Source organism: Streptomyces sp. NPDC003327, from assembly GCF_053589515.1.
On the sequence record NZ_JBSFSA010000035.1, the window covers coordinates 1 to 15,322 of the forward strand.

At 72.3% G+C, this 15,322-nt stretch carries 10 protein-coding genes and 1 pseudogene; 9 read left to right on the forward strand and 2 right to left on the reverse strand.

Annotated features, from left to right (window positions below; translation table 11 throughout):
* A pseudogene (locus ACWDVG_RS23420) lies at positions 1 to 487 on the reverse strand (sugar kinase); the annotation flags it as partial.
* A gap of 171 nt (positions 488 to 658) precedes the next feature.
* On the opposite strand from ACWDVG_RS23420, the gene ACWDVG_RS23425 reads away from it, so the two are divergent.
* The 4 genes from ACWDVG_RS23425 (at position 659) to ACWDVG_RS23440 (ending at position 5,400) form a co-directional block, all read left to right on the forward strand.
* The gene (locus ACWDVG_RS23425; RefSeq protein WP_451701435.1) at positions 659 to 1,966 is read left to right on the forward strand and encodes an extracellular solute-binding protein; all 1,308 of its coding nucleotides are present in this window, start codon (positions 659 to 661) and stop codon (positions 1,964 to 1,966) included.
* 12 nt (positions 1,967 to 1,978) lie between these two features.
* On the forward strand, positions 1,979 to 2,971 hold the full coding sequence (locus ACWDVG_RS23430; protein ID WP_451701437.1) for a carbohydrate ABC transporter permease: 993 nt from the start codon (positions 1,979 to 1,981) through the stop codon (positions 2,969 to 2,971).
* Positions 2,972 to 3,059: 88 nt separating this feature from the next.
* Positions 3,060 to 3,899 (forward strand): carbohydrate ABC transporter permease, encoded by an 840-nt coding sequence (locus tag ACWDVG_RS23435; protein ID WP_451701539.1) that lies wholly within the window; start codon positions 3,060 to 3,062, stop codon positions 3,897 to 3,899.
* Positions 3,900 to 4,029: 130 nt separating this feature from the next.
* A complete protein-coding gene (locus tag ACWDVG_RS23440) occupies positions 4,030 to 5,400 on the forward strand; it encodes a GH1 family beta-glucosidase (RefSeq protein ID WP_451701439.1) in 1,371 nt (456 codons plus the stop codon).
* A gap of 221 nt (positions 5,401 to 5,621) precedes the next feature.
* Here ACWDVG_RS23440 and ACWDVG_RS23445 read toward each other — a convergent pair whose 3' ends face one another.
* On the reverse strand, positions 5,622 to 6,677 hold the full coding sequence (locus ACWDVG_RS23445; RefSeq protein ID WP_451701441.1) for a LacI family DNA-binding transcriptional regulator: 1,056 nt from the start codon (positions 6,675 to 6,677) through the stop codon (positions 5,622 to 5,624).
* Between the two features lie 223 nt (positions 6,678 to 6,900).
* Between ACWDVG_RS23445 and ACWDVG_RS23450 the strand changes: the two genes are divergently transcribed.
* The 5 genes from ACWDVG_RS23450 to ACWDVG_RS23470 all read left to right on the forward strand — a co-directional run bounded on the left by ACWDVG_RS23450 (position 6,901) and on the right by ACWDVG_RS23470 (position 15,224).
* Complete coding sequence (locus tag ACWDVG_RS23450) at positions 6,901 to 9,096, forward strand: galactose-binding domain-containing protein (protein ID WP_451701444.1); 2,196 nt, start codon at positions 6,901 to 6,903, stop codon at positions 9,094 to 9,096.
* 127 nt (positions 9,097 to 9,223) lie between these two features.
* Positions 9,224 to 11,392 (forward strand): discoidin domain-containing protein, encoded by a 2,169-nt coding sequence (locus ACWDVG_RS23455; RefSeq protein ID WP_451701446.1) that lies wholly within the window; start codon positions 9,224 to 9,226, stop codon positions 11,390 to 11,392.
* Between the two features lie 26 nt (positions 11,393 to 11,418).
* Positions 11,419 to 12,537 carry a DUF1996 domain-containing protein gene (locus ACWDVG_RS23460; protein WP_451701448.1) on the forward strand — a complete coding sequence of 373 codons (1,119 nt, stop codon included), beginning with the start codon at positions 11,419 to 11,421 and terminating at the stop codon, positions 12,535 to 12,537.
* A gap of 84 nt (positions 12,538 to 12,621) precedes the next feature.
* Complete coding sequence (locus ACWDVG_RS23465; protein WP_451701450.1) at positions 12,622 to 14,091, forward strand: GH1 family beta-glucosidase; 1,470 nt, start codon at positions 12,622 to 12,624, stop codon at positions 14,089 to 14,091.
* 173 nt (positions 14,092 to 14,264) lie between these two features.
* The gene (locus ACWDVG_RS23470) at positions 14,265 to 15,224 is read left to right on the forward strand and encodes a GlxA family transcriptional regulator (RefSeq protein WP_451701452.1); all 960 of its coding nucleotides are present in this window, start codon (positions 14,265 to 14,267) and stop codon (positions 15,222 to 15,224) included.
* Positions 15,225 to 15,322 lie beyond the last annotated feature (98 nt).

A 15,322-nucleotide genomic window follows, 5' to 3' on the forward strand; every position in this document is an offset into this window, starting at 1 on the left:
CGACGATGCCGGGGACGCCGACGCCGATGCCGAGGAGGCGTTCGGCGGGGACGTCCGCGGTCCGCAGGACCTCCGCGATCCCCTCCCGTACGTGCCGGAGCACCAGGTCCACGTCGTAACGGGCGGTCCGCGGACCCGAGCTGGGCAACGCCCTTTCCGTACGGGCGAGTTCGGTGAGGGTGAGGTCGAAGAGCTCGACCCTGACCCGGGTCTCGCCGACGTCGACGCCGATCATGCAGCCGCTGCCGGGGCTGATCCGCAGCAGCGTACGGGGCCGGCCTCCCGCGGAGTCGACGCTGCCGGCCTCCTCGACGAGGCCCTCGGCGACGAGTTCGGCCACCACGTTGCTGACCGATCCCGAACTCAGCCCCGTCGCGGGTCCCAGCATGAGGCGGCTCATCGGCCCGTCGAAGTACAGCCTGCGCAGTACGGCGGTGCGGTTCTCGCGCCGCAGGTCACGCACCGTACGGCCACTTCTCGCGTTCACTGGGGCCCCCGTCTCTGAAGTCGTCCGGTGCAACATACCCGTATCCCAGGCCTTGACGCGACCTTCTCATGCGGTTTAACTCACATCCTAAATTAAGCCGACGAGCGCGGGGGCGGCCGGGCCCGCCCACCGCGTCGGCCCTCCCGTCATCCCTCGAAGGGTCCTGGAGCCATGCGCAGAATCAGAGCCGCCGTCACCGGTGCCGTCACCCTCTCCCTCGTCCTCACCGCCACCGCCTGCGGCGGGGGAGAGGGCGGCGGCCAGTCGCAGCCGAAGACCCTCACCTACTGGGCCTCCAACCAGGGCTCCAGCCTGGAGGTCGACAAGAAGGTCCTCCAGCCGGAGCTCGACCGGTTCGAGAAGGAGACCGGGATCAAGGTCAAGCTGGAGGTCATCCCCTGGTCCGACCTGCTCAACCGGATCCTGACCGCCACCACCTCCGGCCAGGGCCCCGACGTCCTCAACATCGGCAACACCTGGAGCGCCTCGCTCCAGTCCACCGGAGCCCTGCTCCCCTGGGACGCGAAGAACCTCGCCGCCATCGGCGGCAAGGACCGCTTCGTCGACTCCGCCCTCGGCTCCACGGGCGCCCCCGGCCAGGACCCGGCCGCGGTCCCGCTCTACTCCATGGCCTACGCGCTCTACTACAACAAGAAGATGTTCAAGGACGCCGGCATAGCCAAGCCGCCGACGACCTGGGACGAGCTGGTCGCCACCGGCAAGAAGCTCAGCAAGGACGGGAAGTGGGGCATCGGCGTCGAGGGCGCCAACCTCTCCAACAACATCCACCAGGTCTTCGTCCTCGGCAAGCAGCACGGCGCCGACTTCTTCACCGCCGACGGCAAGGCCGACTTCACCTCCGACGGTGCCGTGGCCGCCGTCAAGCAGTACGTCGACCTCATGGCCTCCGCCAAGATCGTCGCGCCCGGCAACGCCGAGTACGCCCAGAACCAGTCCCTCAGCGACTTCGCCAAGGACCGCACCGGCATGGTGCTCTGGCAGACCCCCGCGCAGACCTTCGCCGCCCAGGGCATGAGCGAGGACGAGTGGGGCGTCGCCCCCGCGCCCGTCCCCTCCGGCACCCCCGGGCAGGGGACCCAAACCAACTCCATGGTCGCCGGCATCAACATGGCCGTCTTCAAGAACAGCAAGAACCTGGACGGCGCGCTGAAGTTCGTGAAGTTCATGACCGGCGACGAGGAGCAGGTCCTCCTCAACAAGGCGTACGGCTCCGTCCCCCCGGTCAAGAGCGCCCAGCAGGACCCCGCCTTCAGCACCCCCTCGCTCGCCGTCATCCGCGACACGCTCGCCACCAGCGCCGCCGCCCTGCCGCAGGTCCCCGAGGAGTCCCAGTTCGAGACCGTCGTCGGCACCGCGGTGAAGGAGCTGTTCGCCGACGCCGCCGCCGGCCGGGCCGTCACCACCGAGTCCGTACGGGCCAAGCTCGACAAGGCCCAGCAGCAGATGCCGAAGAAGTAGGCCACGCCTCCCATGACCCAGACCGCCGTCACTCAGCGCAGTGAACGGGCGGCGCGCAAGGCCGCACCCGGAGAGGCGCCCGCCCCGCGCCGCTCCGGGCGCCGCCGCACCGCACTGCCGTACCTGCTGCTCCTGCCCGCGCTCCTCCTCGAACTCCTCGTCCACCTCGTCCCGATGCTCATGGGCCTCGGCATGAGCTTCAAGGAGCTCACCCAGTTCTTCATCCGCGACTGGGCGGCCGCCCCCTGGGCCGGCCTCGACAACTACACCGTCTCCGTCGACTTCGACGCCCCGGTCGGGCAGGCGCTCCTGAAGTCCTTCCTCACCACCTGCCAGTTCACCGTCCTCTCCGTCGGCATCTGCTGGCTCCTCGGCACCGCCGCGGCAGTCTTCCTCCAGGAGAACTTCCGCGGCCGCGGCGTCCTGCGCACCCTCTTCCTCGTCCCGTACGCCCTGCCGGTCTACGCCGCCGTCATCACCTGGGCGTTCATGTTCCAGCGGGACAACGGCCTCATCAACCACGTCCTCCACGACCAGCTCGGCATCGGCGACAGCCCCGCCTTCTGGCTGATCGGCGACAACAGCTTCTGGGCCCTGCTGGTCGTCTCCGTCTGGAAGGGCTGGCCCTTCGCCTTCCTGACCGTCATGGCCGGACTGCAGAACATCCCCCGGGACATGTACGAAGCGGCCGCCCTCGACGGCGCCGGGGTCTGGCAGCAGATCCGCCACATCACCCTGCCGTCCCTGCGCCCGGTCAACCAGGTCCTCGTGCTCGTCCTGTTCCTGTGGACGTTCAACGACTTCAACACGCCCTTCGTGCTCTTCGGCAAGGCGGCGCCCGAAGCGGCGGACCTGATCTCGCTCCACATCTACCAGTCGTCCTTCCAGACGTGGAACTTCGGCACCGGCTCGGCCATGTCCGTGCTGCTCCTGCTCTTCCTCCTCCTCGTCACGGGCGTCTACCTCCTGCTCACCACCAGGGGAAGGAAGACCTCCGATGTCTGAACCCGCCCGGCCCGGGACCGCCCCGGCCGCCACGCCCGCCATGCCCGGCGCCCCGGCCCCGCGACGGCCGGGACCCGCCCGCTCGCCGATGGCCGCGCCCCGCTCCTTCCTCTGGACCCGGCGGATCTTCCTGACCCTCCTCACCGGCTTCGTCCTGCTGCCGGTGTACGTCATGGTCTCCAGCTCCCTGAAGCCGCTCGCGGACGTCTCGGGCACGTTCCAGTGGTTCCCCTCCGGGCTCACCCTGCGCCCGTACGTCGACATCTGGGACACCGTCCCGCTCGCCGACTACTTCCTGAACTCCCTCGCCGTCGCGGGCGCCGCCACCGTCTTCTCCGTGACCGTGGCGATCTTCGCCGCCTACGGCGTCAGCCGCTACGACTTCCGCGGCAAGCGGGTCTTCACCGTCACCGTCCTGTCGACGCAGATGTTCCCCGGCATCCTCTTCCTGCTGCCGCTCTTCCTCATCTACGTCAACATCGGCAACGCCACGGGCCTCGCCCTTTTTGGCTCCCGCGAAGGGCTGATCCTCACCTATCTGACCTTCTCGCTGCCCTTCTCCATCTGGATGCTGACTGGCTACTTCGACTCGATCCCGCGCGAGCTCGACGAGGCCGCGAAGGTCGACGGATGCGGCCCGGTCGCCGCCCTCTTCCGGGTGATCGTGCCCGCCGCCGTCCCCGGCATCGTCGCCGTCGCCGTGTACGCGTTCATGACCGCCTGGGGCGAGGTGCTCTTCGCATCCGTCATGACCAACGACACGACCCGCACCCTCGCCGTCGGACTCCAGGGGTACGCCACCCAGAACGACGTCTACTGGAACCAGGTCATGGCCGCGTCCCTGGTGGTGAGCGTCCCCGTCGTCGCCGGGTTCCTCTTCCTCCAGCGCTACCTTGTCGCCGGCCTCACCGCGGGCGCCGTCAAGTGACGCGCCCCGCCCGTCCCCCGCTTCCCCCGCCTCCTCCGCTTCCCCCGCCCCCGCCCCCTCCGCTCCCCCCGTCTCCTCCGCTTTCCCCGCCCCCTCCGCCGACCTCCGGCCCGTCACGAAGAGGTTCCCCGTGTCCGCATCCACCGACCCCCGCACGATCGACCTCGCGGCCTTCGGGCCGGACTTCACCTGGGGTACGGCCACCTCCGCGTACCAGATCGAGGGAGCCGTCGCCGAGGACGGCCGCGCCCCCTCCATCTGGGACACCTTCTCCCACACCGCCGGGAAGATCGACAACGACGACCACGGCGACACCGCCTGCGACCACTACCACCGCTGGCCCGAGGACATCGCCCTCATGAAGGAGCTGGGCACCGACGCCTACCGGATGTCCGTCGCCTGGCCCCGCGTCGTCCCCGGCGGCGACGGACCCGTCAACGCCGCGGGACTCGACTTCTACGACCGGCTCGTCGACGGCCTGCTCGACGCCGGCATCACCCCCTCCGTCACCCTCTACCACTGGGACCTGCCCCAGGCGCTCCAGGACCGCGGCGGCTGGACCTCCCGCGAGACCGCCGAGCACCTCGCCGCGTACGCCTCCGTCGTCGCCGGCCGCCTCGGCGACCGCGTCACCCAGTGGGCCACCCTCAACGAGCCGCTCTGCTCGGCGTGGATCGGACACCTGGAGGGCCGGATGGCCCCGGGCCTGACCGACCTGACGGCCGCGGTGCGCGCCTCGTACCACCTGCTCCTCGGCCACGGCCTCGCCACGGCGGCGGTCCGCGCCGCCGCCCCCGGCGCGCGGATCGGCCTCGTCACCAACCACTCCACCGTCGCGCCCGCCTCCACCCGCCCCGAGGACGTCGCCGCCGCCACCCGCGCCGACGGCCACTCCAACCGGTGGTGGCTCGACCCGGTCTACGGCCGCGGCTTCCCCGAGGACATGCGAGAGCTGTACGGGGTCGAACTCCCCGAGCGCCCGGGGGACATGGACCTGATCGCCGCCCCGCTGGACTGGCACGGCCTCAACTACTACTTCCCCGTCACCGTCGCCGACGACCCGACGGGCCCCGCCCCGTACGCCCGCGAGGTCCGCCTCCCCGACGTGCCCCGCACCGGGATGGACTGGCAGATCGACGGCGGCGGCCTGGAGGCCTTCCTGCTCCGCCTCACCGAGGAGTACGGCGTGCGGAAGCTGTACGTGACGGAGAACGGCTCCGCGTTCCCCGACACGGTCGGCCCCGACGGCTCCGTCCACGACCCGGACCGCGCCGGCTACCTGGAGGAGCACCTCGCGGCCTGCGCCCGCGCCGTCCGCAAGGGCGCCCCGCTGGCCGGGTACTACGCGTGGTCCCTGCTGGACAACTTCGAGTGGGCCTACGGGTACGACAAGCGGTTCGGGCTCGTCCACGTCGACTACGCGACGCAGCGCCGGACGGTGAAGACGAGCGGCCGCCGCTACGCGGACATCATCCGCGCACACCGGGCGGAGCACCGCTGACCCGGTGACCGGCGGGGAGGGGGCGCGGACGGGGGAGCGGGGACGGGGGAACGGGGACGGCTCCCCCTCCTGGAGCACGGCTCGCCCTCCCGGCCACGGCTCCCCCTCCCGGGGACGGCTCCCCCTCCCGGGGACGGCTCGCTCCCTGGGACGGCTCGCCCCGCGCGGGGTGCGGTCGCCGCCCGTCGCCCGAGGTGCCGTGCGGGGCTGCCCGACCGTGATCAGGCGGAGCCGCGCGGCACGAGCACCGGCTCGAAGACCCTCGTGCACGGTTCGGGCGGCAGTCCGCCGGCGAGCCGCTCGGCGAGCAGACGCGCCATCCCGGCGGCCATCGCCTCCACCGGCTGCCGTACGGTCGTGAGCGGCGGCCGGCAGCGGTGCGCGGCCTCGGAGTCGTCGAAGCCGACGACCGCCACGTCCTCCGGGACGGCGATCCCCCGCTCCCGGAGGTACTGGCAGGCGCCCCGCGCCATCAGGTCGTTGGCGGCGAACACGGCGTCGGTGCCCGGCTGTTCCCTCAGGAGCCGCTCCATCGCCTCCCGGCCGCTCTCCGCCGTGAACCGTCCCCGGACGACCGGGACGGCGGCCACGCCGCGAGCGGTGAAGAACTCCACGAAGCCGTCGAGGCGTTCCCGGGCCGTCGGCGCGGTCAGGGGCGCCGCGATCGTGGCCGGCCGGCGGCGTCCGGTGGCCCACAGGTGCGCGGCGGCGAGCCGGGCGCCCGCCGCGTTGTCGAGGTCGACCGCGTCGCACCGCGAGGCGTCGTGCGTCGCCGCGTCCCGTCCCCCCTCGCCACGACGCGGCCGGCCGAACAGCACCGTGGGGAGACCCGCTGCCACCAGCATCGCCGGCAGCGGGTCGTCCGCGTCGAGGGACACCACCAGGGCACCGTCGGCGCCTCCCTGCCCTACGTACTCCACGAGTTGGGACCTGGCCTGCTCGGACTCGGCGACCAGCAGCACCGGCTGGACGGCGTGCGCGCGCAGCTCGGGCAGGACGCCGTCCACCACGCGCCCGAAGAAGGGGTCGCTGAAGATCCTGGCGCCGAAGGCGGTGTCCGTCGCGGAGAGCACCAGGGCGACGGTGCCCGTCCGGCGCGTCACCAGGGAACGGGCCGCCTGGTTGGGCGTGTAGCCGATCCGGGCGATCGCGCCGCGCACCGCGTCCTGCAGGTGGGGCGCCACGTTCCGCACGCCGTTGACGACGCGCGACACGGTCGCGCGGGACACCCCCGCCTCACGTGCGACGTCCTCCAGAGTCGGCGCTCGATTCCCCACCCGTGCACCTTAACGGGCCCGCGGAAAGGGCGTGTCGGGTGGGCGGGGCGCTCCGGCCACCTTCTCGGCGGCGTCGAGCGCCGGCTTGCGACCGTTGGTATCGACACTTAATGAAAGACAAAAGAAAAGTCGTGTCACGTGCCTTGACCGTCAACTCCCGTGCCGGGCAAGGTTTCGGGAGAGCGCTCTCCCATGTTTCCGCCCCGTATCCCCAGGAGCCCCCATGTCTTCCGTCGGGTCCCCGCCGGCCTTCCGGCGCCCCGCCCCAGCAGTCCGGCGGACCACCGTCGGCACGCTCGTCGCCGCGCTCGCCGGCGGCCTCCTCGCCGTCGTCCCCGCCACGACGGCCCAGGCCGCCCCCACCCTGCTCTCCCAGGGCAGGACCGCAACCGCCTCCTCCGTCGAAGGCGCCGTCTTCTCCGCCGCAGCCGCCGTCGACGGAAACCTCACCGGCACCCGCTGGGCCAGCCAGTGGAGCGACCCCCAGTGGCTCCAGGTCGACCTCGGCAGCCGCGCCACCCTCAGCAGCGCCGTCCTGACCTGGGAGGCCGCCTACGGCAAGAGCTACCAGATCCAGGCCTCCGACAACGGCACCGACTGGCGGACCGTCACCACCGTCACCGCCGGCGACGGCGGCACCGACGAGGTCACCCTCTCCGGCTCCGGCCGCTACGTCCGGATGAACGGCCTCACCCGCGGCACCGGATACGGCTACTCCCTCTGGGAGTTCCAGGTCTACGGCTCCACCGACGGCACCGGCCCGCAGCTGCCGGGCGGCGGCGACCTCGGCCCCAACGTGCACGTCATCGATCCCTCGACCCCGAACATCCAGGGCAAGCTGGACCAGGTCTTCCAGGAGCAGGAGTCGGCCCAGTTCGGCTCCGGCCGGCACGCCTTCCTCTTCAAGCCCGGCACGTACAACAACCTGAACGCGCAGATCGGCTTCTACACCCAGATCGCCGGTCTCGGGCTCCGCCCCGGCGACACCACCATCAACGGCGACGTGACCGTCGACGCGGGCTGGTTCAACGGCAACGCCACCCAGAACTTCTGGCGCGGCGCCGAGGGCCTGACCCTCAACCCGGTCAACGGAACCAACCGGTGGGCGGTCTCGCAGGCGTCCTCCTTCCGCCGCATGCACGTCAAGGGCGGCCTCAACCTGTCGCCGAACGGCTACGGCTGGGCCTCCGGCGGTTACATCGCCGACTCCAAGATCGACGGCCAGGTCGGCAACTACTCGCAGCAGCAGTGGTACACCCGCGACAGCTCGATCGGCGGCTGGTCCAACAGCGTCTGGAACCAGACCTTCTCCGGCACCGAGGGCGCGCCCGCGACCTCCTTCCCCGAGCCGCGCTACACCACGCTCGCCACCACGCCGATCTCCCGCGAGAAGCCCTACCTCTACCTCGACGGCTCGGAGTACAAGGTCTTCGCGCCCGCCAAGCGCGTGAACGCCCGCGGCACCACCTGGGCCAACGGCACCCCGCAGGGCGAGTCCGTCCCGCTCAGCCAGTTCTACGTGGTCAAGCCGGGCGCCACCGCCGCCACCATCAACCAGGCGCTCGCCCAGGGCCTGCACCTGCTGTTCACCCCGGGCGTCTACCACGTCGACCAGACCATCAACGTGAACCGGGCGAACACCATCGTGCTCGGCCTCGGCCTCGCCACGATCGTCCCCGACAACGGCGTCACCGCGATGCGCGTCGCCGACGTCGACGGCGTCCGGCTCGCCGGCTTCCTCATCGACGCGGGCCCGGTCAACTCCCCGACGCTGCTGGAGATCGGCCCGCAGGGCGCCGCCGCCGACCACGCCGCCAACCCCACCACCGTGCAGGACGTGTACATCCGCATCGGCGGCGCCCACGTCGGCAAGGCCACCACCAGCATGGTCGTGAACAGCGACGACGCCATCATCGACCACACCTGGGTGTGGCGCGCCGACCACGGCGACGGCTGGGGCTGGGAGACCAACCGCGCCGACTACGGCGTCCGCGTCAACGGCGACGACGTCCTCGCCACCGGCCTCTTCGTCGAGCACTTCAACAAGTACGACGTCGAGTGGTACGGCGAGCGCGGCCGCACGATCTTCTACCAGAACGAGAAGGCCTACGACGCGCCCAACCAGGCCGCCATCCAGAACGGCACCACCAAGGGCTACGCCGCCTACCGCGTCGACGACTCCGTGAACACCCACGAGGCGTGGGGCCTGGGCAGCTACTGCAACTACAACGTGGACCCGACCATCGTCCAGGACCACGGCTTCAAGGCGCCCGTCAAGCCGGGGGTGAAGTTCCACAGCCTCCTCGTGGTGTCCCTCGGCGGCATGGGCCACTACAACCACGTCATCAACGACACCGGGGCGTCCACCATCCCCGCCGGCACCTCCACCGTGCCCTCCACCGTCGTCTCCTTCCCCTGACCGTCCCGCCGGGACGCGCCCCGAAGGGCGCGCCCCGGCCCCCCGACCCCTTCCGGGCGGCGCTCCGTCACCCCGCCGCGCCGCCCGGAAGGCGTTCTCCCCTCCCCCTCCCGGTCAAGGAGCCTTCATGACCACCGCCCCGACCCCACGAAGGAAGGCCCGCACCACGGCCTCGCTCGTGTCCCTCGGCGTCCTGCTCGCCACCTCCGCCACCGTGCTGTCCGCGACCCCGGCCACCGCCGCCGAGATCCTCCTCTCCCAGGGGAAGACCGCCACCGCCTCCTCCACCGAAGGCGCCGGCTACGCCGCGTCCGCCGCGGTCGACGGCAACCTGACCGGCACCCGCTGGGCGAGCCAGTGGACGGACGCCCAGTGGTTCCAGGTCGACCTCGGCGCACGCAAGGACCTCACCCGAACCGTCCTCACCTGGGAGGGCGCCTACGGCAAGAGCTACGAGATCCAGGCGTCCGACAACGGCACCGACTGGCGCACCCTGAAGACCGTGACGGCCGGCGACGGCGGCACGGACGACCTCGCCGTCTCCGGCTCGGGCCGCTACGTCCGCATGCAGGGCCTCAGCCGCGCCACCGGATACGGCTACTCCCTGTGGGAGTTCCAGGTCTACGGCACCGACGGCGGAACCACTCCTCCGCCCGGCGGCGCGGTCAGGGTGACCGGCTCGCAGGGCAACTGGCGGCTGACCGTCGGCGGACAGCCGTACACGGTCAAGGGACTCACCTGGGGGCCCGCGATGGCCGACGCCCCCCGCTACATGCCGGACCTGAGGTCCATGGGCGTCAACACCGTCCGCACCTGGGGCACGGACGCCTCCAGCAAGCCCCTGCTCGACGCCGCGGCCGCCCAGGGACTCAAGGTCGTCAACGGCTTCTGGCTCCAGCCCGGCGGCGGCCCCGGTTCCGGCGGGTGCGTCAACTACGTCACCGACACGACCTACAAGAACACCGCGCTCACCGAGTTCGCCACATGGGTCGACACCTACAAGTCCCACCCCGCCACGCTCATGTGGAACGTCGGCAACGAGTCCGTCCTCGGCCTGCAGAACTGTTACGGCGGCGCCGAGCTGGAGGCCCAGCGCAACGCGTACACGACCTTCGTCAACGACGTCGCCAAGAAGATCCACTCCATCGACCCCGACCACCCCGTGACCTCCACGGACGCGTGGACCGGCGCCTGGCCCTACTACAAGCGCAACGCCCCCGACCTCGACCTGTACTCGATGAACTCCTACGGCAACCTCTGCAAGGTGCGCCAGGACTGGATCGACGGCGGGTACGACAAGCCGTACCTCATCACCGAGGGCGGCCCCGCCGGCGAGTGGGAGGTCCCCGACGACGTCAACGGCGTCCCCGACGAGCCGACCGACGTCCAGAAGGCCGACGGCTACACCACGGGCTGGAACTGCGTCACCGCCCACCAGGGCGTCGCCCTCGGCGCCACCCTCTTCCACTACGGCCTCGAACACGACTTCGGCGGCGTCTGGTTCAACCTCCTGCCCGACGGCCTGAAGCGGCTGTCGTACTACGCCGTCAAGAAGGCCTACACGGGCAGCACCGCGGGCGACAACACCCCGCCCGTCATCACGAACATGACCGTCGGCACGCCCACCGCGGCGCCGGCCGGCCGGGAGTTCACGGTCCGCGCCGACATCCGGGACCCCGACGGCGACCCGATCACCCCCAGGATCTACCTCAGCGGCAACTACGCCAGCGGCGACAAGCGCCTCGTCGACGCGCGGTGGCGCTCCCTCGGCAACGGCACCTTCGCCGTCACCGCGCCCGAGAAGCTCGGCGTCTGGAAGGTCTACGTCCAGGCCGAGGACGGCCGCGGCAACGCCGGCATCGAGACCAAGTCCGTCAAGGTCGTCGCCCCGCCCGTCAGCGGCACCAACCTCGCCCTGAACAGGCCCACCACCGCCTCCTCCGCCCAGGCCTCCTACGGCGACTGTCCCTGCCCGCCCGAGCGGGCCACCGACGGCAACCCCGCCACCCGCTGGGCCAGCGACTGGAGCGACCCTCAGTGGATCCGGGTCGACCTCGGCTCGGCCAAGCCCATCCGTACGGTCCAGCTCGTCTGGGACCCGGCCTACGCCCGCGCCTACGAGGTCCAGGTCTCCGACGACGGCACGACCTGGCGGACCGTCCACACCACCACGAACGGCGACGGCGACGTCGACACCGTCGAGACGACCGCCACCGCCCGCCACGTACGGCTCCACCTCACCGCCCGCGGCACGGGCTGGGGCTACTCGCTCCACGAACTCGGCATCTACGCCTGACCCGAACCGATCCCGAGGAGACCACCATGAGAATCCGCGGCCGGACCCTGTCCGCGTTGCTGCTCGCCACCGCCCTGGGCGCCTCCGCGCTCACCGTCGACACCGTCACCGCCGCCGCCACCGCCCGCGGGGCCGCGCCGGCGGCCACCGCCCCGCACACCGCCCACGCCGGTCGCACCGCGGTCGCCGCCCACGCCGGTCACACCGCACGCGCCGCCGCCCTTCCCTCCGGCGACGACCCCGACGGCGACGGCTACATCCCCGCGAACCCGCCCGTCACCGGGGTCACCCCGTCCACGGCCACCCCGCCGCCCGCCTACCACCACGAGTTCCAGGCCGGCTGCTCCGTCACCCACACCGCGCCGGACGACCCGATCGTCTACCCGGGTCGGTCCGGCGCGTCCCACGACCACACGTTCATGGGCAACACCTCCACCAACGCCGCCAGCACCACCGGCTCGCTCTACGGAGGACGCACCAGCTGCAAGGCGCCCGCGGACGCCTCCGCGTACTGGATGCCCTCGCTGTACAAGGGCGACCAGAAGATCCTGCCCGTGGGCCCGCAGGTCATCTACTACAAGGCGGGCGTGACCGACTACCGGAGCGTGCGGCCCTTCCCCAGGGGACTGCGGTTCGTCGTCGGCAGCCCGACCCAGACCGCGCAGGAGTTCCGGAGTCACAAGGGCTTCGTCGAGGGCTGGGAGTGCGGTGACAGCTTCTTCAACACCGACATCCCGGCGAGCTGCCCGAGCCGGCCCGACGTCCAGCTCAACCTCCGCATGCAGGCGCCCAGTTGCTGGAACGGCCTGCACCTCGACACGCCCGACCACAAGAGCCACATGGCATACCCGGTGGTCAAGCCCGGCACCAACGACAACATGTGCCCGGCCTCCCACCCGGTCGCCCTGCCGATGATCGAGTTCAAGATGGCGTGGCCGGTCAACGGCGACATGAGCCAGGTCCGGCTGGCCAGCGGCCGCGGCTACTCCTTCCACTACGACTTCTTCAACGCCTGGGAGGAGCGCACCCTCAAGGCCCTCGTCGACCACTGCATCGTCGGCGGCCTCCAGTGCGACACCCGGGGCTTCGACCTCTACCGCCCCGAGCGCGGCACGGTGCTGAACGCCGACCACCTCCTGCCCTGACCCCTGCCCACCCCGTACGGGGCGGCCCGGACGCCCGTCGCGGCGGCCGGGCCGCCCCCGTGCGGCCCCCGACCGGAGTTCCCCATGCCCGCCGACGCCCGCATCCCCGACGCCCGCATCCCCGACGCCCGCATCGCCACCGACGACCGATTCCTCGACGACGACGCCCTCATCGACCTCCTGCCCCCGGACTTCCGCGTCGGCGCCGCCACCTCCGCCTACCAGATCGAGGGCGCCGCCGCCGAGGACGGCCGCACCCCCTCCATCTGGGACACCTTCTGCCGCGTCCCGGGAGCCGTCGTCGGCGGCGACACCGGGGACGTGGCCTGCGACCACTACCACCGGATGCCCGAGGACGTCGCCCTGCTCGCCGCGCTCGGCCTCGACACGTACCGCTTCTCCGTCTCCTGGCCCCGCGTCCAGCCCGGCGGCCGCGGCCCCGCCAACCCCGCGGGCCTCGCCTTCTACGACCGGCTCGTCGACACGCTCCTCGCCCACGGCGTCACCCCCTGGCTGACGCTCTACCACTGGGACCTGCCCCAGGAACTCCAGGACGCCGGCGGCTGGCCCGCCCGCGACACCGCCCACCGGTTCGCCGACTACGCCGAACTCGTCCACGACCGCCTCGGCGACCGCGTCACCCACTGGACCACCCTCAACGAGCCCTTCTGCTCCGCGGTCCTCGGCCACGTCGAGGGCGTGCACGCACCCGGCGGCCGCTCCCTCGCCGACGGGGTCCGTGCCGTCCACCACCTGCACCTGGCGCACGGCCTCGCCGTCCGACGACTCCGCGCCGCCGCCCGCCGGCCCCTCGACCTGGCCGTCACCCACCTCCTCGGCACCAGCGGGCCCGCCACCGACAGCCCGGCCGACCGCGAGGCGGCCCGCCGCGCCGACGCCTTCGGCTTCCGCTTCTACCTCGACCCGGTCCTGCGCGGCTCCTACCCGCGGGACCTGGTCGAGGACCTCGCCCGCCACGGCGTCACCATCCCGGTGCGGGACGGCGACCTGGAGACCATCGCCGCCCCCGTCGACACCCTCGGCGTCAACTACTACCGCTCCATGCGGTCCTCCGGGACCGACGAGCACGGCGCCACCACCGACGCCCACGGCCTCCCCGTCACCCGCAACCTGCCGCACGGCGGCCTCCCCGTCACCGGCCTCGGCTGGGAGGTGATGCCCCACGACCTCACCGACCTCCTCCTGCGGATCGCCCGCGACTACCCGGGCGTGCCGATGGTCGTCACCGAGAGCGGCGCCGCCTACGAGGACCGGCCCGACGCCGGCGGCTTCGTCGACGACACCGCCCGCACCGCCTACCTCTCCGCCCACCTCGCCGCCGTCTCCCGCGCCCGTACGGAGGGAGCGGACGTACGCGGCTACTTCGCCTGGTCCCTCCTCGACAACTTCGAATGGGGCTACGGCTACGCCCAGCGGTTCGGGCTCGTCCGCGTCGACTACGCCACGCAGACCCGCACGCCCAAGCGCAGCGCCCTCTGGCTCCGCGACACGGCCCGCCGCGTCCGCCGCGCCCCCACGCCCGCGGCACCGTGACCGCGCGGCCGGTGACCGGTCGCCCCGGGCCCGGTCACCTCCGCGAGGTGGGTACGACCGGGGCTCCGGCCGCCGCATTCCGGGGCGCCCGCCCGCGCCTGTCCCGCCGACCCCGTCCGAGCCGCCCCCGCCTGCCCCGCCGACCCCGTCCCCGCCCGCGTACCCTCGGAGCCGTGCCCGTTCCGTCCCGTCTCCACCGCGTCGCCGTCCTCGTCCTGGAGGGCGCCAAGCCCCTCGACGTCGGGATCCCCGCCCAGGTCTTCACGACCCGCGCGAGCATGCCGTACGAAGTGCGCGTCTGCGGCGCCGCCCCCGGCACCGTCGCCGGCGGGGACGGCCTCTCCTACCAGGTGGCCCACGGTCTCGACACCCTGCGGTGGGCCGACATCGTCTTCGTGCCCGGCTACCGCTTCCCCGACCGCGAGGACCCGCCGCAGGCCGTCGTCGAGGCGCTGATCGCCGCCCACGCGCGCGGCGCGCGGCTCGCCGCCATCTCCACCGGGGCCTTCGCGCTCGCCGCCACCGGCCTCCTCGACGGCCGGCGCGCCACCACCCACTGGCACTACGCCCAGGCCCTCGCGGCGAAGTGGCCGCGCGTGCGCGTCGACGAGAACGTCCTCTTCGTCGACGAGGGCAGCGTCCTCACCTCCGCGGGCGCCGCCTCCGGCATCGACCTGTGCCTGCACATCCTCCGCGGCGACCTCGGCGTGGCCGCCTCCAACCATGCCGCCCGCCGCCTCGTCGCCGCCCCCTACCGCAGCGGCGGCCAGGCACAGTACGTGCCGCGCAGCGTGCCGGAACCGCTCGGCGAACGGTTCGCCGCCACCCGCGAATGGGCGCTGCACCGGCTCGACGAGCCCCTCACCCTCGAAGCGCTCGCCCGGCACGCGGCCGTCTCCCCGCGCACCTTCTCGCGCCGCTTCGTCGAGGACACCGGCTACACCCCCATGCAGTGGGTGATGCGCGCCCGCGTCGACATGGCCCGCGAACTCCTCGAACGCTCCGAGCGCGGCGTCGAGCAGATCGCCGCCGACGTCGGCCTCGGCACCGGCGCCAACCTCCGCCTCCACTTCCAGCGCATCCTCGGCACCACGCCCAGCGACTACCGGCGCACCTTCGCCCGGGGCGAGTGAAACACCAGCTCGGAGGCGGGACGCCCGCCGGGGCCCGACCCAAAGGATCACGCCAACCCCTTGGCGCGATCCTTGCGGACCGTGGCGATCGCGCCGCT